At 48.9% G+C, this 21119-nt stretch carries 19 protein-coding genes; 8 read left to right on the forward strand and 11 right to left on the reverse strand.

Annotation, left to right across the window (positions count from 1 at the left end; genetic code table 11):
• Positions 1-198 precede the first annotated feature (198 nt).
• Positions 199-795, forward strand: coding sequence for a PEP-CTERM sorting domain-containing protein (locus tag VC28_RS10200; RefSeq protein ID WP_049630538.1), 597 nt, complete (start codon positions 199-201; stop codon positions 793-795).
• A gap of 178 nt (positions 796-973) precedes the next feature.
• Here the strand turns inward: VC28_RS10200 and VC28_RS10205 are convergent, their stop codons facing one another.
• The 3 genes from VC28_RS10205 to VC28_RS10215 are packed head-to-tail and all read right to left on the reverse strand — an operon-like array spanning position 974 to position 3183.
• Positions 974-2164: a glutathionylspermidine synthase family protein gene (locus VC28_RS10205; protein ID WP_049630539.1), complete on the reverse strand. Its 1191-nt coding sequence runs from the start codon at positions 2162-2164 to the stop codon at positions 974-976.
• 3 nt (positions 2165-2167) lie between these two features.
• Complete coding sequence (locus VC28_RS10210; protein ID WP_231591715.1) at positions 2168-2752, reverse strand: DUF1190 domain-containing protein; 585 nt, start codon at positions 2750-2752, stop codon at positions 2168-2170.
• A gap of 17 nt (positions 2753-2769) precedes the next feature.
• The gene (locus VC28_RS10215) at positions 2770-3183 is read right to left on the reverse strand and encodes a DUF350 domain-containing protein (RefSeq protein ID WP_049632329.1); all 414 of its coding nucleotides are present in this window, start codon (positions 3181-3183) and stop codon (positions 2770-2772) included.
• Positions 3184-3357: 174 nt separating this feature from the next.
• Between VC28_RS10215 and VC28_RS10220 the strand changes: the two genes are divergently transcribed.
• The 5 genes from VC28_RS10220 (at position 3358) to cysK (ending at position 8872) form a co-directional block, all read left to right on the forward strand.
• A complete protein-coding gene (locus VC28_RS10220) occupies positions 3358-4317 on the forward strand; it encodes an HlyD family secretion protein (RefSeq protein WP_049630541.1) in 960 nt (319 codons plus the stop codon).
• On the forward strand, positions 4310-5284 hold the full coding sequence (locus VC28_RS10225) for an ABC transporter ATP-binding protein (RefSeq protein WP_049630542.1): 975 nt from the start codon (positions 4310-4312) through the stop codon (positions 5282-5284). The genes VC28_RS10220 and VC28_RS10225 overlap by 8 nt, the downstream gene beginning before the upstream one ends.
• Complete coding sequence (locus VC28_RS10230) at positions 5281-6390, forward strand: ABC transporter permease (RefSeq protein WP_049630543.1); 1110 nt, start codon at positions 5281-5283, stop codon at positions 6388-6390. The genes VC28_RS10225 and VC28_RS10230 overlap by 4 nt, the downstream gene beginning before the upstream one ends.
• A 182-nt stretch (positions 6391-6572) precedes the next feature.
• Positions 6573-7886, forward strand: a complete 1314-nt coding sequence (locus tag VC28_RS10235; RefSeq protein ID WP_049630544.1) for a lytic murein transglycosylase — start codon at positions 6573-6575, stop codon at positions 7884-7886.
• A 74-nt stretch (positions 7887-7960) separates the two neighbouring features.
• Complete coding sequence (gene cysK / locus VC28_RS10240) at positions 7961-8872, forward strand: cysteine synthase A (protein WP_049630545.1); 912 nt, start codon at positions 7961-7963, stop codon at positions 8870-8872.
• 91 nt (positions 8873-8963) lie between these two features.
• Here the strand turns inward: cysK and VC28_RS10245 are convergent, their stop codons facing one another.
• Positions 8964-10517: an alpha-N-arabinofuranosidase gene (locus VC28_RS10245; RefSeq protein WP_049630546.1), complete on the reverse strand. Its 1554-nt coding sequence runs from the start codon at positions 10515-10517 to the stop codon at positions 8964-8966.
• 215 nt (positions 10518-10732) lie between these two features.
• Between VC28_RS10245 and dinB the strand changes: the two genes are divergently transcribed.
• A complete protein-coding gene (gene dinB, locus VC28_RS10250; protein WP_082191492.1) occupies positions 10733-11887 on the forward strand; it encodes a DNA polymerase IV in 1155 nt (384 codons plus the stop codon).
• Positions 11888-11938: 51 nt separating this feature from the next.
• Here the strand turns inward: dinB and VC28_RS10255 are convergent, their stop codons facing one another.
• Positions 11939-13255: a glycosyl hydrolase gene (locus VC28_RS10255; protein ID WP_049630547.1), complete on the reverse strand. Its 1317-nt coding sequence runs from the start codon at positions 13253-13255 to the stop codon at positions 11939-11941.
• 194 nt (positions 13256-13449) lie between these two features.
• The gene (locus tag VC28_RS10260) at positions 13450-13800 is read right to left on the reverse strand and encodes a pentapeptide repeat-containing protein (protein WP_049630548.1); all 351 of its coding nucleotides are present in this window, start codon (positions 13798-13800) and stop codon (positions 13450-13452) included.
• A gap of 471 nt (positions 13801-14271) precedes the next feature.
• Here VC28_RS10260 and uxaC point away from each other — a divergent pair, with 471 nt between their 5' ends.
• On the forward strand, positions 14272-15687 hold the full coding sequence (gene uxaC / locus VC28_RS10265; protein WP_049630549.1) for a glucuronate isomerase: 1416 nt from the start codon (positions 14272-14274) through the stop codon (positions 15685-15687).
• Between the two features lie 131 nt (positions 15688-15818).
• On the opposite strand, the gene VC28_RS10270 is transcribed toward uxaC, so the two are convergent.
• The 5 genes from VC28_RS10270 to phoU form a co-directional block, all read right to left on the reverse strand.
• Positions 15819-16700: an SMP-30/gluconolactonase/LRE family protein gene (locus tag VC28_RS10270; RefSeq protein WP_049632331.1), complete on the reverse strand. Its 882-nt coding sequence runs from the start codon at positions 16698-16700 to the stop codon at positions 15819-15821.
• 82 nt (positions 16701-16782) lie between these two features.
• The gene (locus tag VC28_RS10275; protein ID WP_049630550.1) at positions 16783-18348 is read right to left on the reverse strand and encodes a sodium/sugar symporter; all 1566 of its coding nucleotides are present in this window, start codon (positions 18346-18348) and stop codon (positions 16783-16785) included.
• A 221-nt stretch (positions 18349-18569) separates the two neighbouring features.
• The gene (locus tag VC28_RS10280) at positions 18570-19355 is read right to left on the reverse strand and encodes an SDR family NAD(P)-dependent oxidoreductase (protein ID WP_049630551.1); all 786 of its coding nucleotides are present in this window, start codon (positions 19353-19355) and stop codon (positions 18570-18572) included.
• 72 nt (positions 19356-19427) lie between these two features.
• Positions 19428-20138 carry a FadR/GntR family transcriptional regulator gene (locus tag VC28_RS10285; protein WP_049630552.1) on the reverse strand — a complete coding sequence of 237 codons (711 nt, stop codon included), beginning with the start codon at positions 20136-20138 and terminating at the stop codon, positions 19428-19430.
• Between the two features lie 248 nt (positions 20139-20386).
• Positions 20387-21106: a phosphate signaling complex protein PhoU gene (gene phoU, locus VC28_RS10290; protein ID WP_082191694.1), complete on the reverse strand. Its 720-nt coding sequence runs from the start codon at positions 21104-21106 to the stop codon at positions 20387-20389.
• Positions 21107-21119 lie beyond the last annotated feature (13 nt).

Raw genomic sequence — 21119 nt, forward strand, 5'->3', positions numbered from 1 at the left:
GTACTACCGAATCAACATCCCACCGCATTATCAAGATCGCAACATGTCGAAATTTCTTACAAAAAGACCTTGCCAAAAAATATAAATTTCTATAAGCGATTGAAATTTATAATTATTTTCAATATGGCACCTGATGTGCTATTTGGGCGCCGAGGTGATGGCACCTCAATTAACTCTTTTCAAAGGAAACGAACCACTATGAAAATGTTTTTTACTGCCCTTATGCTGTTGGCCACCTGCTCTGCAAACGCAGCTTTAATTGATTTCACTTCTGAATCTATTGGCTACAAAGCGAATGGATACACAGTAAGCGGCGTACAGCTGTTTGACACCATGGGCAGCGAATTAGATGTGTATGATTACGGTCATCAATCACACGGAAATGCTCTGGCGGTGAATAGCGACGACCAAAGCCAGTTGAAAATGATTTTCTCAAATGTTTACAGCTTTCTGTCACTTGACTTTGGAAACGATGATGCCGGTTACTCCAACGCAGGCGACCTTGCAATGCTGTCATTGTTTCTGGATGGCGTAAATGTAGGTAGCACCACCGTCGTACTTAACCGCGATGACTACATGAACCAGTCAATCAGCCTGTCTGGTATCAATTTCAACTCAGCAATTTTCGCTTATGTTGATGCTACGTTTAATCCAATTAACCTGATTGAAGTTGTCGATAATATTTCTTTCGACGGCATTCAAAGTAACGTTCCAGAATCAAGCAGCTTCATCCTGATGATGATGGGTTTGATGGGTGTATTTCTGGCGCGTCGTCGCGCACAACGCAACGCTTAATTTTCAATAGCGTTTTGCGATAAAAAGGGCGGCTGAACTATCAGCCGCCCTTTTTATTTTCCGAGAGAATTATCGTCTCCACAAACATGCACCATCGGCACAACTGACATTTGTGCAAGTAAAATCAAAAGTAATACCGCATTTCCCTAATCAGCCTCGGACTGACCAGTCCATTCATTTAATCCAAAATAATATGCGGCAAAAATCGCGACGAATCTTTGGTGATGAGCGTTGCATCTTCGCGGATACAAATACCCGCAGCGCTATCGCCTACTACCCAGCTGCCGAGCATTGCGTAAGTATCGGCATTGCGGTATTCATCGCGATACTTTGGCAGTGCGTGAAAAGCCTGACGAATATAACGGCCGTCGCTATACGGGCCTGCAGCAGACATTTTTTCACCGTTGGCGGTAATGAGATCGACGTTCGCACCTTCGCGTGAAAATAGCGGTTTGCGCACCCATCCTGCGCCAAAAGGTTCGCTGGATGCCGTTTCAAAAAACGCGGGTAACAAATTGGGATGATTGGGGTAGCGCGCCCACAGCAGCGGCAAAATACCTTTGTTGGATAACAGCATTTTCCATGCGGGCTCGATCATTTGGGTATTCGCGGCAGTGATAGCGCGGGCGAAATCTTCCTGCACCATAAATTCCCAGGGGTACAACTTGAACAAACCTTTAATTGGCTGATCATCAAGATCGACAAACTGTTCGTTATCGCCATTTTTATCCGCAATGACACCAATATCTTCCAGTGGAATATAACGAACATCCACGCCTGCTTGCGCGGCCATATCCATTAAATAATTCACGGTACCGCGATCTTCAATATTGTCGCGCACGCTGGTGAAATAAAACGGTTGAGGCAAACTCAAATGTGCAAAGGCTTGTTCAATTTTGTCGTGCAGGGAATTGAATTGATCAGCACCTTCAGGCAGTACACCATTTTTAATTTGATCTTCCAACCAGACCCATTGGAAAAATCCGGTTTCAAATAATGATGTTGGTGTGTCGTAATTTAATTCCAACAATTTGGCGGGGCCAAAACCGTTGTACACCAAATCCATACGGCCGTACAAATGCGGCTCGCCCTTGTTCCAGGAATTCCACACGTAGCTCCAATAATCGCGCGGAATATTCAGCAGCGTGAGCATTTCTTCGCTGCGGGTAATATCGCCCACCATGTCCATCACCATCTGGTGCAGTTCTTCGGTAGGCGCTTCCAGATCATTTTCAATTTGTTGCAAAGTGAATTGGTAGTAAGCGGTTTCATCCCAGTAGGGTTCGCCGTCGAAGGTGTGAAAATTAAATCCTACTTCTTCGGCGTAAGCGCGCCAATTAGCGCGCTCGGCAACACTGATGCGTTTCATGCATTAACCACCAAAACTATTGCGCGATGCCGCTTGCGCACCAAAACCACCACGGCGCACCACTTGGCCTACTTGCGGTTTCACTTGTGATGGCTTCAGTGAGATAGGACCAATGCCGCCTGCAACCGGCGTGTTGGTTGCCGTGCGGAAAGTAGCGCGATCATCACGCGATTTGTACAGCGGTTGTGTAGGCACATTGGTTCCAGCGCCAGCACCTGCTGCTGCGGGTTGCTGTAAATTGGCACCGCCGCGATTCATCATTTGACCGGCGAGATAACCCATCATCATCGGCATAAATACGCTGCCGCCCGATGTGGTTTGTTGCGGTGCGGTTTCGCAATTGCCCGCACCAAAATCCACTTCGCATTCTTGTTTGTTTAAATATTTTGGCGCAACTTGCGGGTGCAATGCTTGCGCAGCGGCGTAATCGGCCTCGCACTGCGCAGCGCTATTTAATGCAGCAGCACTACATTCACTGGGGTCGGTAAATACCATCGCCTGTTCACGCTCTTCGCCACAACCGGCGAGCAACAAAGTAGCAACAGGAACCATTAATACCAAAGCGGCTTTTTTACTGCGTTTCATCATTTGTTTCCTGTAAAAAATTAATAACTCATACACGCGGCGTTGATCAGACCAACTGCAACAGCAGTGGCGGCAACAAAAATACCGGTAGCAATTTCACCTTGATTAATACGCTCAGGCAATTGCTTGACCGCTACACGCAACACCACAAAAGTCAGCACCTGAACAATTAACGCAACTGCGCCCCATACCGCACAATCCAACAATGACAATGAATTGGTAATTGCACTGGACAACGGCAATGCAAAACCAATCAAGGCACCGCCAAAGGCAAGCGCTGCAGCGGGATTGTTCGCTTTTATCAGCGCCAGCTCGTCCTGCGGCGTTATCCAGGTGTAAATACGTACAAAAATCAGGACTAATACAATCGCCACAGCAAAATAGGCGAGAAAAGGTGGAATACCGTTGAGAGATGACAATGTGGTGGCAAGCATGGCGGTGTCCTTGACTGAAAAAATAAAAGGATGGAAATAAAACTGGGCGGATTCTGACATAAATCAAGGTTCAGCTCTATCTTGCCGAACCTGTGGATACTGCCTATAACTTTTACAATTATTTGCCTGTATTTCTGGCAGACTCGCCCGACAGCTTAATGTTCAGGGAATTGTATGAAAACATTTCTGGTTCAAACGCTTTTTTTCACCATCGCCATCCTGCTCACCGCTTGCAGTGACCGCAATACCAACCTCGCACTGGGTACGCTGGAACGCGACCGGGTCGTACTCAAAGCGACCGCAGCAGAAATCATCACCCAACTCCCCATTGCCGAAGGCAGCGATGTAAAAGCGGGCGATCTATTGCTGCAACTGGATGATCGCCGCCAGCAGGCGCTAGTTGCCAAGGCCGAGGCCAACCTCGCCAGCGCGCAGGCCAACCTCACCAAACTGCAAAACGGCGCGCGCCCGGAAGATATTGCGGCGGCTCGCTCACAAGTCAAAGGCGCAGAGGCACAACTGATCGAAGCGCAAAAAACCTTTGCCCGCGCTGAAACACTGGTTAGTAAAAAGCTCGCTGGTGCCGCTGAGCTGGATAGCGCCCGCGCCAAACGCGATTCAGCGCAAGCCAATCTGGATAAATCTCACGAAAACTTATCGCTGCTCACTAACGGCACCCGCGAAGAGGACTTGCAGCAAGCCGAAGCACAAGTTGCGCTCGCCAAGGCCGCACTGGAGTTGGAGCAATACAATTTGAGCGAACTGAGCATTCGCGCCACTGGCGATGCGCGGCTGGATCACCTGCCCAAGCACCTGGGCGAGCGCACCAGCGTCGGTGAAGCGGTGGCGACCCTACTCGATAAACATGCGCCCTACGCGCGAATTTATGTCCCTGAAACCCATCGCCTGAAACTGAGCGCGGGGCAGGAATTGGTGATCCATGTGGATGGACTGGATCAACCGCAAACCGGCAAGCTGCGCTGGATCTCGCAAGACCCGGCGTTTACGCCCTACTTCGCGCTCAACTCCACAGATCGCGCTCGCCTTGTCTATTTAGCGGAAGTGCAATTGCCCGACTCAGCGGCCAATTTACCCAGCGGCTTGCCCGTGCAGGTTGAGTTGCCTCATGACTGATACAGCGATGACTGATGCCACGAATCAGTGGGCGATAGAAACACGCGGCATGACCCGCCGCTTTGGCGATTTTGTCGCGGTGGATTCGCTCGATTTGCGCATCCCCCATAAAACGATTTACGGCTTCCTCGGCCCCAACGGCTGCGGTAAATCCACCAGTATGCGTTTAATCACCGGCCTGCTCACCCCCAGTGCGGGCAGGATTCGTGTATTGGGTATGGATATTCCCGCGCAAGCGGAATTGCTGCGCCGTCGCCTCGGTTATATGACGCAAAAGTTTTCGCTCTACGACGATTTAACCGTGCAGGAAAACCTGCGCTTTATGGCGCAGATTTACAATTTGGAAAGCCGCAGCGTGAAACAGCTGATCGACAGCCAGCTCAGCCGCTATCAATTGGATGAGCGCAAAACACGTCTGGCCGGTTCGCTTAGCGGTGGACAACGCCAGCGGTTGGCACTCGCCGCAGCCACTCTGCATCAGCCGGAATTATTGATTCTGGATGAGCCCACCTCCGCCGTAGACCCGGAAAACCGGCGCGACTTTTGGGAGAAGTTATTTGACCTCTGCGATAGCGGCACCACCATTCTGGTTTCCACCCATTACATGGACGAAGCCGAGCGCTGCCATGGTTTGGCGATTATGGAGGGCGGGGTAAAACGCGCCGATGGTTCACCCGCACAACTGATGCGCGAACTGGGTGCCAGGGTGGTGGAGATAGACGGCGAAAATTTGCGCCAGCTCAAACAGCAATTGGGCGAGCTGCCGGAAGTCGTCTCCACTGCGCAACAGGGCACGCATTTGCGCGTACTTATCAAAGAATCTATTGATGAACCGGAAAACTGGTTGCGCAGCGTGCATCCGACATTGGTCGCCAATCGCCAGATACATGCGGTGCGGCCAAGCCTTGAAGATGTGTTTGTCCACTGCACCGGCAGCAACGCTGATGGACAAGGGGCTCGTCAATGAATGCCTTCAGCCAAAGTCTGCAACGCATAGGCGCAATCGTCTTTAAGGAGCTGCGCCAGCTCACGCGCGACCGCCCCACTTTTGGCATGGTGGTGATGGTGCCGCTGATCCAACTCTTGTTATTTGGTTTTGCGATCAACACTAACGTGCGCGACTTACCGGTGGGCGTGGTGGATTTAAGCCACACCCAAACGGCGCGGGCGCTGATTAGCGACCTTACCGCCACTCAGGTGGTGAGCGTTACCGAAACCTATCAAACGCCCGCGCTGGCGGAGGATGCAATTCGCCGTGGCCATGTACACGCGGTGCTGGTGATTCCCGAGGATTTTGGCCAGCGCTTGCAAGACCAACGCCCCATCGCCCAGTGGCTGATTGACGGCTCGGATACCATGGTCAGCAACGCCCTGCTCGCCCTGCAACAAATGCCTTTTGCCAGCGGCTTTGAGGCGCAGCCCATCGCACGTAAAAATACGTTTGAAATCGCACTCTTTTTTAACCCGGAGCGGCGCTCGGCAGTGAACATTGTGCCGGGGCTGGTGGCGATTGTGCTCACTATGACCATGGTGATGTTCACCTCGGCAGCGCTGGTGCGCGAACGCGAGCGCGGCAACCTGGAATTGCTGATCACCACACCGGTGCGCTCCAGCGAAATTATGATTGGCAAAATCGTGCCCTATATTTTTGTCGGCTTGATCCAGGTCGCGATTATTCTCGGCCTCGGCCATTTGATTTTTGATGTACCGATTAATGGCCGGTTAGATCAGCTGGTGCTCGGCGTATTTGCGTTTATCAGCGCCAGCCTCACGCTCGGTTTGCTGGTTTCTACCATCGCCAAAACCCAATTGCAGGCGATGCAGCTCACGGTGTTTTTGCTGATTCCATCGATACTACTTTCCGGCTTTATGTTCCCCTACGAAGGCATGCCCGAAGCGGCACAGTGGATTGCCGAGGCACTGCCTGCAACTCACTTTATTCGCATGGTGCGCGCAATTGTCTTGCGCGGCGCAACACTGGAAGATTTACAGCCAGATTTGTGGTGGCTTATTGGCTTTACGGTTCTGGGCGTCATTGCCGCCGCCAGCCGATTCAAGAAACGGTTGGATTAACTTCAACTCACACTTTTTTACGTTTGGGGCGTGTCGATAAAAGCCTAGCGCGCAATTCAATAGGCTTTTATCACCAGCTTGGCGTTATCATAGCCACTCATTTAATGACGCTAATGCTGCCGCGAATCGCTCATTTTGCACGCGACTGTTGCTTGGGCAGTAATTGATCACCCGGAGTTTTTATGAATTCTATGCGTAACCTGTTATCGGCTATTTGCTGTATGAGCCTGCTCTCTTGCGCGCAAACACCCGCAACACAGCATCAAACCGAACAACAACCTGCTGCCAAAACGGCAGAAAAAAATACACCCACTGCATCCATCAATACGGCAGCAGCTTCACCACTCAAGACTGCCGCGCCCATGATTTCCAACGCGGATTTTTCCGCTTGCTTGAAAACATTTTCAGCCAAAGCAAAAAGCGAAGGCATTTCCGACAACATCATCCGCACCGGTTTGGGCAACGCCAAACTCAATAAACGCGTGTTGGAATTGGATCGCCAACAACCGGAATTTACTGCGACCTTTGCTGATTATTTTAATCGCCGCGTCACTGCACAACGGGTCGCGCAAGGCCGTGAGCTGTGGAAAAAACACAGCGCATTACTGAACCACGTTGAACAGGAATACGGCGTGCCCGCGCCTTACTTGCTGGCATTTTGGGGATTGGAAACCAACTTTGGCAGCTACTACGGCAACATCCCTGTTGTCGATTCACTCGCTACACTCGCGTGTGATCCAAGACGCAGCGAATTTTTTACCATCGAATTAATTAATGCACTGCGCATTTTGGATAAAGGCGATATAGCGCCAAACAAAATGGTAGGTTCCTGGGCAGGTGCAATGGGCAACTTCCAATTTATGCCATCCGCCTATTTAAAAAATGCGGTGGATTTTGATGGGGACAACAAACGCGATTTGTGGAACAGCAAATCCGATGCATTCGCCTCTGCTGCGTATTTCTTAAAAAGTCTGGGATGGAATAACGATACCCGCTGGGGACGCGAAGTAAAATTGCCGCGCAATTTTCCGTTTATGGAAGCCGGTTTGAAAAATCACAAATCCATTGCCGAGTGGAGCAAATTGGGCGTAATGCGCGCCGACAATACACCACTCCCGGCAGCGGAAATAACTGCATCATTACTGGTGCCTGCAGGCCACCAAGGTCCGGCATTTTTAGTGTACGACAACTTCAATGTCATCATGCGCTGGAACCGTTCGGAATTTTATGCGATTGCAGTTGGGCAGCTGGCCGATCAAATTGCCGGGGGCGGAAAATTAATGCAACCACCGCCCACCGATGCACCGCGCTTACATCGCCAACAAGTCATTCAACTGCAAGAAACACTTAACCAAAAAGGTATTGATGCCGGAAAACCCGACGGTATTTTTGGCCCCGGCACTCGCCGTGCGCTCAGTGAATTCCAACATCAGCAAGGCATGATCGCCGATGGTTTTCCCAATCGCAAAACACTCGATCTATTAGGCATTCATTAATTCTGTAACCAGACCGTTTATTCACAACATCGCTTGCCGATTGCATCGGCAAGTATCACAAGAAGGATATTCACATGAAAGTCGATAATATTTTGCAAACCATTGGTAATACCCCGCACGTCCGCATCAATCATTTATTCCGCAATGACATTGAAGTGTGGATGAAGGTGGAACGTTTTAATCCCGGCTCCAGCATTAAAGACCGTATCGCGCTCGCGATGATTGAAGATGCCGAAGCAAAAGGCTTGATCAACAAAGACACCGTCATTATCGAGCCGACATCGGGTAACACCGGTATTGGCCTTGCGCTGGTGTGCGCGGTAAAAGGGTATCGCCTTATTCTCACCATGCCGGAATCCATGTCAGTTGAACGACGCAAAAATATGAAAGCGTTAGGCGCTGAACTGGTGCTGACACCAAAAGAATTGGGCATGGGTGGCTGTATCGCCAAAGCCAATGAATTACTCGCCGAAAATCCCAACAGCTGGATGCCACAACAATTCAACAACCCCGCCAACGTGGAAGTTCACCGCAACACTACCGCACAAGAAATTCTTGCGGATTTCCCCGAAGGTATTGATTACATGATCACCGGTGTCGGCACCGGCGGCCACATCACCGGCTGTAGTGAAGCATTGAAAGAAAAATTCCCGCACTTAAAAACCTTTGCGGTAGAACCGGAAAAATCCCCGGTGATCAGTGGCGGCCAAAAAGGCTTGCACCGTTTGCAAGGTATTGGGGCCGGATTTATTCCGCAAGTGTTAAACAAAGAAACGCTGGACGGCACAGTACTGGTCAGCGAAGAAGCCTCGTTTGAAATGGCTCGCCAATGCGCCTTAAAAGAAGGGATTTTTGTGGGTATTTCCTCCGGGGCGACGCTTGCCGCTGTCGCACAAAAACAAGCAGAGATGAAACCCGGCAGCCGCGTGATTATTTTCAGTTACGATACCGGCGAGCGCTATTTATCGATTGAAGATTTGTTTTGATAACACGTGTAAACGCAAAACAAAAAGGGCGCAATTACTTGCGCCCTTTTTGTTTCTACCAGTTTTTATTTAAAGCACTATTTACTCTGCATTACTCTACCGCAACCACCACAACCGATTTAGCAGGCAGTGATAATGCGAGCTTGCCATTTTCTGCTTTTGCAGAATAAGCGGCAGGTTTAATCGCATCTGGTTTTGCAAATGTATTGTGTGTATCCATCGCTGCGGCGGTCAGTATTTCTCCGTTAACACTTTTCATGTTTACGCCCGCAAGGCTTACATTCACGGTTTCCGCTTTGTTCGGATTGGCGTTAACCAGCGCGATATAAATTTTGCCATCTTTAGCGCGCGCAGCTGTTGCACTCACCGCAGGAATAGATGCATCACCCAAGGTGTATTTGGGTACATCTTTTAATTCCAGAGGCAAGCTGGTTGCATCCTGGAAGGGCTTGTACATTTTGAACACGTGATAGGTCGGAGTCAGGATCATTTTTTCCTTATCGGTCAAAATCATCGCCTGCAATACGTTAACCATTTGCGCAATGATACTCATGTGCACACGGTCGGCGTGTTTGTGGAAAATATTGAAGTTGAGCGCCGCTACGATTGCATCGCGCATGGTGTTTTGTTGGTAAAGGAAACCAGGATCGTCATCACCGGTTACGTCGTACCATGTACCCCATTCATCCACATAAAAACCAACTTTTTTCTCGGGATCATTTTTATCCATCACTTTTTTGTTGTTGACAATGAACTGATCCATTTTCAACGTGTTAACCATGGTGGACATCCACTCTTTTTCCGGGAAGCCGGTGGCTGCGCCTTTTACTGTCCAATCGCCGGTTGGCAAGGTGTAGTAGTGGAAGCTCACCGCATCCATACGCAATGCCCAATTCGGTTTTACGTTGGCAGTGAGGTGATCTGCCCAGCTGGTGTCCTCGGTGTGACCACCGCTCGCAATTAAAATAGGCGTGTTGTCTTTTGGTGTTTTGAGGAAGCTGGCGTACTGCTTGTACAGATGCGTGTAGAACTCGGGCGTCATGTTGCCGCCACAACCCCAGGCTTCGTTACCAATCGCAAAATAGTGTACGCGGAAGGGTTTATCGCGGCCGTTTTTGCGGCGCAGCTCGGCCAGCGTGGATTTACTGTCTGACGTCATATACTCCAGCCACTCTGCCATCTCTTGCGGAGTACCGGTGCCCAAATTGCCGTTCACATAGGCTTCTGCACCCAGCATTTCAACCAGGTCAAAGAACTCATGCGTACCTACAGCGTTATCTTCTATCACGCCACCCCAGTTGGTATTCACACGTGCCGGGCGCTTATCGCGCGGGCCAATGCCTTCGCGCCAGTGATATTCATCGGCGAAACAACCGCCAGGCCAACGCACTAGCGGCACCTGCAATTCTTTCAGCGCACCCACAACATCATTACGCCAGCCTTTGGTATTGGGGATTTTGGATTTGGGGCCGACCCAAATGCCTTCGTATATACCGCGCCCAAGGTGCTCAGCAAATTGGCCATAGATATTTTTATTAATGACAGGACCGGGCTTGGTGGTGTCTACACTCACTTGGGTATTGGCAAACACCAGCGACGAGGCACACAGGCCTATAGCGGCGGCAAGCGGCTTGATGAAACGCATAGAAGGTTCTCCATTGTTTGTATTTATCGTTAACTTCAGGCGATAAAGGATAATCATGACATCATCATATTGTCATACAAGTTAACCTAATTTTACCCACTCATCGAATTGCTGCCAGCATCTGTCAGGATTTTCATCTTCCTGAGTCCAACCCTAGCTGTCATTTTGCAAGCACTGTGTTTAAATACAGTATCGATTCAATATTGACCTGCCCCATGCGTAAAATTATCCATCTGGATGCCGACTGTTTTTTTGCAGCGATTGAAATGCGCGATGACCCTTCGCTGCTCAATCGCCCGATTGCCGTGGGCGGCCGCAGCGAAAGCCGCGGGGTTATTTCTACCTGCAATTACGAAGCGCGAAAGTTCGGTGTACGCTCCGCCATGCCAAGCAGCCACGCCAAGCGCCTCTGCCCGGATTTAATTTTATTACCCCACCGTATGGACGCGTACCGCGAAGCCTCGCTGCAGATGCGCAGTATTTTTTACGAATACACCGAATTGGTTGAACCCTTGTCGTTGGATGAAGCTTTTCTGGATGTCAGCGAGTCAGAATTTCATCACGGCAGCGCCACCTTGATCGCGCAGGAAATTCGCGCGCGCATTCATAAAGAAATCGGGATTACTGTTTCCGCGGGTATCGCACCGAATAAATTTCTCGCCAAAATCGCCAGCGACTGGAATAAACCCAATGGACAATTTGTTATTACGCCAGCGAAAGTACCTGATTTTGTGGCGCAATTACCGGTTAATAAAATTTATGGTGTAGGCAAAGCTATGGCGAGTAAATTAGCTGAACTGGCTATTTTTACCTGCAGCGATTTGCATAAATTTTCAGTATTTGAATTAACGCAGCGCTTTGGGCAAATGGGCGCGCGTTTGTATCACTTGAGCCGCGGCATTGATGAGCGCCCCGTAACCGTTGACCGCCGCCGCAAATCGTTAAGCGTCGAAAATACCTTTGCGCAGGATTTGCCCGGCATAACCCAATGCCTGAATGAAATCCCCTCGCTCAGCCAACAACTGGCAATTCGCTTACGGCGAGTCGATGAAGATTACAAAGTGGTAAAACTGTTTGTAAAAATAAAATTTTCCGATTTCAGCATCACTACTATTGAGCGCAGTGCCAGCTCGGTATCGCTCGCAGAATTGCAAAGCTTGTGTGCAGATGCTTATGAACGCAAAGCAATGCCGGTGCGTTTGCTTGGGGTGGGAGTACGATTTATTGATTTGCGGGAGAATAATCATTTTTTGCAGCTGGAGTTATTTAACCCAGAATTTCATGCGCACTATAAGCAACACACAATTCCCGTTCCTGTTTCAAAATACGATTCCGCAGCAGAAATGCCGTTATTGTTATCAGCACAGTAAACATAAAAACGGCCCTCAATGAGGGCCGTTTTCATCACACGTTACACACTTTTATTTCACTCGGGTTTCAATGGTATAAACCCCGGAAATATCGCGGTTAAATGCGGTGAACTCGTCTTTATAGAACTCACGGAAATCATCCAAGGTGCCGTTATTGATATTTTCATCGCGGTTAGCAGGCACCCAATAATGAGGGACATTTTTTCCATCTGGCCCGGGAACGCCTTCGGGCGCATTGCGCCAGGTGAGTAAGAACGAAATATTGCGCCCATCGACATCCGCTTTTAATGCAGCAATCAGTTTACGGTACCACTGATTATCAAACTTACCTGCTTCAATATCCGGTGCGCGAATGCCAATTTCGGAAATCACCGGGATTTTTTCGCGCTCATCAGCCATACGCGCAACCAATGCGGCATTGGCAACCACGTTTTTAAACCAGTTTTCGTTATTTTCAGCTTCACCGTAAGTATCGAACCCCAGCACATCAACATAAGCATCGCCGGGGTAACGTTCTAAATAATTTTCTTCCGTTACCTCCCAGAAATTATTGGGTGAATACGCGTACAAAAAATTGTGTACGCCTTTGGTATCGCGCAAATATTCCACAGTGTATTGATAAAGTTGTTTGTATTGTTCGGGTGTTGATTGCTCATTACCCCACCAAAACCAGCTACCGGTATTTTCATGCAGTATGCGGAAAATCACGGGAATTAATTTGCCATTATCATCCTTCAAATTGTTAGCCCAATCGGCAAGCTGATCAAGATAACCGTTATACACGGCATTGGCTTCTCCACCGGGTAACGCCGCAACAACCGCCGGTGTTTTATCCCAGGAGGTACCTGCTGGCCATTCGCCTGCTTGTTTGTCGCCAATTTGTTTAGAGGTTAAAGGATTATCAAAATGCGAGCTCACAGTAATTATGCCACCGCGCGCATAGGCTTTTTTAATTTGCTCAACCACATCGCCTTCTAATTTTGGTGCAACGATAGAGAGCGTATCCCAACCATATACTGCCGCAAAATCGCCCACCGTATTAAATGTATCGGATTGGGTTCCATCGGTAGCGGTGATAGTTAAGCCTTGTGTGGTTTCATGCTGGTGACCAAACATAATCGACTCTTTGCGCTGTTGTTGCATAAATGCAAACAGTGAACGTGTCTCGATGGTGGCTTTTTTATCAACCAGCGTAACCTCAATTACGGCATTTTTTTGTTCTTTCATAACCTGGCTTACTACACTGGCTTCGGCAGAACCCGATGAAGAAGCCGGTGCAGAATTTGATGAAGGGTCAGATGACTGATTACAACCTGCAATAGCCAATAGCATCGCAGCCAATAGCGAACGCGTTAATGAATGCTTCATTGTTTTCCTCTCTGGAGTCTGGATTTTTAACCTTCGTTATCCGGTATTCGCCGCTAACGAAAAGGCAGTGGTCTTTTTTATAAAAATAATGCTGCTGTGTTTTAAACGCGTACAACCGGCGCGCCGAAAGTCGGGTGCCGGTTGCCAGAAGAGAGGGATTTGTAAATCGCCAGAAGCAAAAAATATGCGTTCCGTTATGTAGATTGGTAGCGCACCCGGATTCCCAAATCAAATGACAAACGCAATTCATCTGCGGTCAGTTCACGCGGGAAAAAGCAGCCGGAAATATGTGCCTGGCAAAAACTGGCTCCCTCTAATTGGGTGGTACGGAAGTCAATGCCGCGCAAGTCTGCTCCGCGAAAATAGGCATCGCGTAAATCCAATCCGCTTGCATCCAATTCACGCAAATCCAAACCACGGAAATCGCCCCCGCGTAACATGCCCTCTTTTACTTCTCCACGCGCTTTGCGCTGGTTGAACTCAGCCACGCGCTCTGCTCGCAGCAGTCCGTAATAAGGGTTGTTGTGGATGATTGGCTTGGTCATAGCAGGCTCCATTTTTGCAAACACTTGAAAGATCAACACTTGCTTTGACTATAGCCCATTGATAAAGATTTGCTTAACCGATTCCACCACCGGCAGGATTATACTGTAAACGGTTACATCCGTGTTTAAGAAGTGTAATTCTTCTGTTAAATGCACCTGGAGGGCTGTTGGTATTTTATCTGGCAAGCGTTACACTTACTGACAAGTTGCAAAATAGCAACGCGCCCAATGTTGAAGGTCATTGTTGTTTATCAATCTAGCCTTTGGGCAGGCAATCCTCGGTCAAACTTATTTCAACAGGTCTAGCATCTGATGAGATAACAGTCATCAACCAGTCTCCTTTTCACAAGGTTCAGCGGCTCCAATAATGAGCCAAGCTGTTGACATGCGTTGAGCGTTAATTTTTTTCTTGCCATCGCACAGCCTCATGCGGATCTGCTGTGGCTTCGGCATTATTGAGGAATTGTGAGAATGAGCTTTATCCACGACGACTTTTTGCTCGATACCGAGCAGGCGAAAATTCTGTTTCATGAATACGCCAAACAAATGCCCATCATTGATTACCACTGTCACCTCCCCCCGGAACAAGTAGGTCAAAATAAACAATTCAAAAACCTCTACGAAGTGTGGCTGGCAGGTGATCACTACAAATGGCGCGCTATGCGCTCAAACGGTGTGGATGAGCGTTACTGTACTGGCGATGCCAGCGACTGGGAAAAATTTGAAAAATGGTGTGAGACAGTGCCTTACACCCTGCGCAATCCGCTTTACCACTGGACGCATCTGGAGCTGCGCAAACCCTTCGGCATTACTGACCGCCTGTTGGATAGCAGCAACGCCAAGCGCACCTGGGATGAATGCAATGAACTGCTTGCCACACCGGAGTTCAGTGCACGCGGTCTGATGACCCAGGCGAATGTGAAAATGGTGTGTACCACTGACGACCCGATTCACGATCTTGCGCATCACAAAACCGTTGCTGCGGACACCTCGTTCAAATCCGCCATGCTGCCCACCTGGCGCCCTGATCGCGCGATGATGGTGGACAATACCGAGGCCTATAACAAGTACCTTGACCGCCTTGCCATTGCGGCCGATGTGAACATCAATACATTTGCTGATTTGATAAAAGCACTGGACATACGCCACGATTATTTCCACGCAAATGGTTGCCGTTTATCGGATCACGGTTTGGAAACTGTCTATGCAGCCGATTACACGCAAGAAGAAATCAACGCAATTTTCCTGAAAATCCGCAACCATAAAGATCTGGATGCGATTGAAATTGAAAAATTCCAATCAGCGATGATGGTCGAATTTGCACTGCAAGATCACGCTAAAGGTTGGGTGCAGCAATTCCACATTGGTGCGATCCGCAATAACAACCCGCGGCTGTTCCGTACACTGGGTGCCGATACCGGATTTGATTCTATTGGCGACCACAACTACGCCAAACCGCTGGCCAAGTTTTTGGGCAGACTGGACGATCAAAACAAACTCGCCAAAACCATTATTTACAACCTGAACCCGCGCGATAATGAAGTGATCGGCACTATGATTGGCAACTTCCAGGACGGCTCATCGGCTGGCAAAATCCAGTTTGGCAGCGGCTGGTGGTTCCTCGACCAAATGGATGGCATGACTCGTCAGATTGAAGCGCTTAGCCAGCTTGGCCTGCTGAGCCGCTTTGTGGGTATGCTGACCGATAGCCGCAGCTTTTTGAGTTATTCACGCCACGAATATTTCCGCCGCATTTTGTGTGGAATTTTGGGGCGCGATATGGCCAAAGGGTTAGTGCCTGACGACACCAAAATGGTAGGCAAAATGATCCAGGACATTAGCTTCAACAACGCGAAAAATTATTTCCCGTTTGTTGTGCCGGATTAATGATTAACGCGTTTTCAAACAGCCCGGTTCGCCGGGCTTTTTATTATCTATTCAACAGTAATCACCTAAAAACCACAGCTTCCTCAAAACCAACAATCACCTCAAAACCAACAGTCACTTCAAAACCAACATCATCCGAAACGCTCTTCCAATAAACCGGTGATGTCAGTTTGAAAAATAAATAAATGGCCTGCTTGCGGCTGCTGCTGTAAAGCGGCATCGCTTAACCCAACGCACGCGCTGGTGACTGCAAGTAGATTTAATTGCGCCCCACCAAACGCAACACAGGTTGGCTGGGTTACCGGCATGGGTAAAATAAAATCGATTTCACCCACAGGTGAATACCGCACTACCCGGCTCCCACCCCATTGCGCATTCCAAACAAAACCTTGCGCATCAACACAAGCGCCGTCCGGCTCTATACCTGCGTCCGTTTGCGCAAACACGTGTTTATTGGAAAGCTTGCCGCTCACTGCATCAAAATCATAGACATTGATGGTGTGACTGGGCGAGTCGGCGTGATACATCTGGCGCGAATCCGGGCTCCAACACAGTGCGTTGGAAATATGTAACCCGGTGAGATGTTGCTGCACATTTCCATCAACACTTAACGAATAAAGCGATGCATATTCCCACGGCGTTTTTTGCTGTTCGCGAATACTCCCCATCCAGAAACGCCCCTGGCGATCACAACGCCCGTCATTGGAGCGGTTGCCAATTAAATGCGCTTCCGGTTTTGCGATCCATTCCACCTCGCCCGTGTCTGGCGTAAACCAGGCAAACCCGGATGCAAATGCGGCGAGCAAACGTGAATCATGTTTTGCAAACGCAAAGCACCCCAACTTTTCGGGCATATCCCAGTGCGATAAGGTTTTATCATCCAATTGATAGCGATAAAGTTTTTGTGCGTGGATGTCGGTCCACCAGAAACAACCGTCCTGCTGATTCCACTGCACACCTTCACCCAAGGTATTCGCGCAAGGGACAATATCAACTAGCGTAAACGCAACCATAAGAAACACATTCGTTAAAGTAAAAAAGCAGATAAAAAAATGCCCCTGAACAGGGGCATTTTCCAAACAGAGAAAATCCTGTTTACCACCAGGTAGCGTAGATCACAATCAACACCAACACCACGCCTAAGGAAGCAGTATTAAAACCCGATGTTGTAGAGAAACTGACTCCGTTCAAATCGACTGCATTTGGCTGATCTTTTGCTCCACCCAAATAAGTTACTGCAGCAGCCAATACACAACACAAAATAAAGACCAAACCAACACGATCCATAAAAGGTACTTCAGGAATGTAAAGCTTAAACAACCAGGAGAAAGTCACCGACGCAATTGCCGCAGTCAGTGCAGACGCCGCTGTCGCTTTCTTCCAGAAGAATCCAAACAGGAAAATAACCACAATGCCCGGTGTAAAGAAGCCGGTAAATTCCTGAATGAATTGGAATGCCTGTTCAGATTTACCAACCAAAGGTTTGGCCAGTAATACGGCAACTATCATCGCAATTGTTGCGGTCAAACGGCCCACAAATACCAGCTTGTGCTCCGAGGCTTCAGGATTAAATGATTTTTTATAAATATCCATTGTGAAAATAGTGGACACGCTGTTGCTCATGGAGCTGAGTGACGATGCAATAGCAGCAACCAATGCAGCAAATGCAACGCCCAGCAAACCGTGCGGCAATAACTTCATCATTTCAGGATAGGCTTGGTCGGGCTTGCTTAAATCCGGCGCAAGAACAACTGCGCAAATACCTGGCAACACAACAATAATGGGCACAAATAATTTTACGTAAGCCGCAAAAGCCATACCTTTTTGTGCTTCCTGAATACTTTTTGCAGCCAAGGCGCGCTGGATAATGTATTGGTTAAAACCCCAGTAGCTGATATTCATAATCCACAAGCCGCCAATCAAGACCGAAATACCCGGCAGGTTTGCGTAGCTCGGGTTTTCTGGCGATAAAATCATGTCGAATTTTTCCGGTGCTTTTTCCAGCAACGTAGAGAAACCGGAAACCACACCAGCACCACCGGATATTTGATTGAGCGCGAGATAGCTGACAAATAATCCCCCAAGCACCAACAGCACAACCTGAATAATATCGGTCATCGCAACTGCTTTGAGCCCGCCATAAATCGAATAGGTCATGGAGAACAGCGCAAGAAAGATCATGCCATAGAGCATATCTACACCGAGGAATTGCGAAATAGCGAGTGACCCCAGATATAACACCGAGGTTAAATTCACGAAGGTGTAAAGCGCGAGCCAGAAAATCGCCATTACGGTACGTACACGTCCGTCGTAACGATTTTCCAAAAATTGCGGCATGGTATAAATGCCTTTGGCGAGAAAAATGGGCAAAAAATACTTGGCGATAATGATCAAGGTAATGGCCGCCATAAGTTCGTAAGCGGCGATCCCCATGCCGATCACATAACCGGAACCAGACATACCGATAATTTGTTCGGCCGAGATATTTGCTGCAATTAACGATGCACCAATCGCCCACCAAGGTAAGGATTTGCTTGCCAGAAAATAGTCATTGGCATTTTTTTCGTGGCCTTTTTCATCGCGGGAAACCCACCAGGCAACACCCAATAACACCAGTGTGTAGACGACCAATACGCCAATATCCAAGCCGTTAAGAATCATGATTAACCTCTATGTAGCAGTGCTTTGGTAAAGCACGTGTTATTAAAAAATTTTGTTTTTATCAGGTCTGCGATTTTTTATGGGAGACGTTCGTGTGGTTGTGTTTATCCAATCGCTTTTGTAGAAATAGCTCTCTCTAATAGCAAGAAGCATTCATCAGTTTGCTGATGAATGCTTCTTGTAATACACGCCAATAACGCCAGCATCGATGAAACTGCGCGTTAAATTCTCCCGCCATCGACAATAAATTCTTGCGATGTGATCATGGCAGAATCATCCGCCGCGAGGAACAACGCGAGATTGGCAACATCGTGTGCGCCCAAACGTTTTTTCAGGCATACACGCTTCATCAATTCCGCTTCTTCTTCCGGGGTAAGCCATTTTTCCAATTGTTTTGGCGTTGCCACCCAACCCGGCAAAATGGAGTTCACCCGGATATTATCCACACCGTAATCCGTTGCCAGCGCTTTGGAAATTCCCAGAATTCCCGCCTTGGCAGTGATATAACTGGCCAGATTAGGCGGGCCAAATTGTACGTTGATCGAACTGATATTGATGATCGATCCACCACCCAACGCAACCATCATAGGGTGTACGGTTTGTGCCGCAAAAAAGGCGGGATGCAAATTAATCGCCAGACCGCGATACCAATTATCCGCCGTCATCGTACGGGTGTCGTAGCGCTGGTCATTGGCAGCGTTGTTCACCAACACACTGATATCACCCACCATTTTTTGCGCGTTGAGCACACTCTGTTTGAGTGCGGCTATATCGCTGACATCGCACAACTCAAACCAGGGACGAGCAAAACCTTTTTGTTCCAGCTCGTCACACAATGCCAAGGCACCCGCTTCATCGATATCAATGAAAGCGACTTTTGCCCCCTGGGCCACAAATGCTTCCACCAAGGCCGCACCTATCCCGGTAGAACCACCGGTAATAAAGACACTGCGCCCAACCAGACTGGGGTAACGGGCGTATCCTTGGTGATTTGAAAAGCTCTGCATGTTGAATTCTCTCTGCTTGAACAGGTTCGCTTACCGATAGTAGCTTAGGTAGAAAACTCTGACCTCTGCAGTTTATTTCGGTTTTACCAGAGAGACATTAATTAACTGCATCACCTCTTGCAGCAGCACTCTTACTGCCCTGCTCGCCTCCTCTTTATCACCCGCACAGATAGCATCATAAATGCGCTTGTGATCGTCATAGTCAGCGGTCAATACGCCTTTGAGCTGGTTGGTACTGGCAATACTGACGCGCAAGGCGACCTGAATGAACTCGCGCAACTGGAAGAAGAAGCGGTTGTTACTGGCAGCCAGGATCGCGCAATGGAACTCTATATCAGCGGAAAGCGGGTCATCGAGCCCCTCATCTGCGCGCTTCATCCGCGCCAACGCATCGCCAATTGCTTTGATACCGGCGGTATCCTGATTATTTTCGGCAGCCAATACAGCCGCTTCCGGCTCAATCGCCATACGCAACTGGGTAAATTCACGCAGCAGCTCAAGCGATGGTCTGGCATTCAACGTCCAGCTCAGCACATCGGCATCAAACATATTCCAATGGCTGGAAGGCATCACCCGGATTCCCTGCCGCGGGCGCGATGCAATCAGCCCTTTGGCTGTGAGCATTTTTACCGCTTCACGGGTCACGCTGCGGCTGATATTGAATTGCTGCGATAGCTCGGCTTCCGTGGGGAATGACTTATCTATCGCATATTGACCTTGGACAATTGCCGCTCCCAGTTGATGGGTCAACTGGTGTGTAAGATTGCGCCCTGTATCCAGCATAGTTAATTAGCCTATTTATATTATATATTTGCACTATATCCGGCAAGTGCTTTTATGTCTGCCCCCTTTGGGCGAAAAAACATAATTTATGTCGTTGATTGCGCCGGATGTCGCCGTTCGGGGATCTAAAAAATAAAAACCCGCACCTGTACACAGGCGCGGGTTATTTAACAAGAGGATGCCATTTTAGTCACGCAAAAAATATTTACTGCTGACCGGTATTGTGGCTTCGGGCCATTCCTGATGAGCTATTCCTTACTGTTGATGTTTTCTTCAATCTCTTCCAGATTGGAGTGACGGACATCTTCGCCGTTCACCAGATAGATCACATACTGCGCAAGGTTGCGCGCGTGATCGCCAATCCGCTCCAGTGCGCGCAGCGACCACATGATATTCAACACACGGGTAATGCTCCGTGGATCTTCGATCATGAACGTCACCAGCTCACGCATAGCAGTGCTGTATTCCATATCGACCTGTCTGTCGGTTTGCACCACATTGAGAGCCAGATCCATATCCAGACGCGCAAATGCATCGAGTGCATCCTGCAACATGCGCGACACATGGCCACCGATATGGCGCACTTCGATGTAACCGCGAGGTGCAAGGCCATCTTTATTCATGGCAATTGCCTGACGTGCAATCTTGGTCGCCTCATCACCAATGCGCTCCAAATCGGTAATCGCTTTGGTAACCGCAATAACCAAACGCAAATCGCTGGCTGCCGGTTGGCGGCGCGCAAGAATACGCACGCACTCTTCATCGATCGTGATTTCCATTGAATTCACTTTCAAATCGGCGCGCACAACCTGCTCGGCACGTTCAACATCTGCATCGATCAGCGCCTGGATTGCATCATTTACCTGACGCTGAGCCATACCGCCCATTTCCGACAAATGCGTGCGAATGGTTTCGAGCTCGATGTTGTATTGTTGCGATATATGATGAGTATGACTCGTAATATCCATAACCATGATGCGC

Source organism: Cellvibrio sp. pealriver (genome assembly GCF_001183545.1).
Classification (GTDB): Bacteria; Pseudomonadota; Gammaproteobacteria; order Pseudomonadales; family Cellvibrionaceae; genus Cellvibrio.

Coding starts and splice junctions, on each gene's coding strand:
- VC28_RS10200 (WP_049630538.1), top strand. CDS start 199: ATGAAAATGTTTTTTACTGCCCTTATGCTGTTGGCCACCTGCTCTGCA.
- VC28_RS10205 (WP_049630539.1), bottom strand. CDS start 2,164: ATGAAACGCATCAGTGTTGCCGAGCGCGCTAATTGGCGCGCTTACGCC.
- VC28_RS10210 (WP_231591715.1), bottom strand. CDS start 2,752: ATGATGAAACGCAGTAAAAAAGCCGCTTTGGTATTAATGGTTCCTGTT.
- VC28_RS10215 (WP_049632329.1), bottom strand. CDS start 3,183: ATGCTTGCCACCACATTGTCATCTCTCAACGGTATTCCACCTTTTCTC.
- VC28_RS10220 (WP_049630541.1), top strand. CDS start 3,358: ATGAAAACATTTCTGGTTCAAACGCTTTTTTTCACCATCGCCATCCTG.
- VC28_RS10225 (WP_049630542.1), top strand. CDS start 4,310: ATGACTGATACAGCGATGACTGATGCCACGAATCAGTGGGCGATAGAA.
- VC28_RS10230 (WP_049630543.1), top strand. CDS start 5,281: ATGAATGCCTTCAGCCAAAGTCTGCAACGCATAGGCGCAATCGTCTTT.
- VC28_RS10235 (WP_049630544.1), top strand. CDS start 6,573: ATGAATTCTATGCGTAACCTGTTATCGGCTATTTGCTGTATGAGCCTG.
- cysK (WP_049630545.1), top strand. CDS start 7,961: ATGAAAGTCGATAATATTTTGCAAACCATTGGTAATACCCCGCACGTC.
- VC28_RS10245 (WP_049630546.1), bottom strand. CDS start 10,517: ATGCGTTTCATCAAGCCGCTTGCCGCCGCTATAGGCCTGTGTGCCTCG.
- dinB (WP_082191492.1), top strand. CDS start 10,733: ATGCGTAAAATTATCCATCTGGATGCCGACTGTTTTTTTGCAGCGATT.
- VC28_RS10255 (WP_049630547.1), bottom strand. CDS start 13,255: ATGAAGCATTCATTAACGCGTTCGCTATTGGCTGCGATGCTATTGGCT.
- VC28_RS10260 (WP_049630548.1), bottom strand. CDS start 13,800: ATGACCAAGCCAATCATCCACAACAACCCTTATTACGGACTGCTGCGA.
- uxaC (WP_049630549.1), top strand. CDS start 14,272: ATGAGCTTTATCCACGACGACTTTTTGCTCGATACCGAGCAGGCGAAA.
- VC28_RS10270 (WP_049632331.1), bottom strand. CDS start 16,700: ATGGTTGCGTTTACGCTAGTTGATATTGTCCCTTGCGCGAATACCTTG.
- VC28_RS10275 (WP_049630550.1), bottom strand. CDS start 18,348: ATGATTCTTAACGGCTTGGATATTGGCGTATTGGTCGTCTACACACTG.
- VC28_RS10280 (WP_049630551.1), bottom strand. CDS start 19,355: ATGCAGAGCTTTTCAAATCACCAAGGATACGCCCGTTACCCCAGTCTG.
- VC28_RS10285 (WP_049630552.1), bottom strand. CDS start 20,138: ATGCTGGATACAGGGCGCAATCTTACACACCAGTTGACCCATCAACTG.
- phoU (WP_082191694.1), bottom strand. CDS start 21,106: ATGGATATTACGAGTCATACTCATCATATATCGCAACAATACAACATC.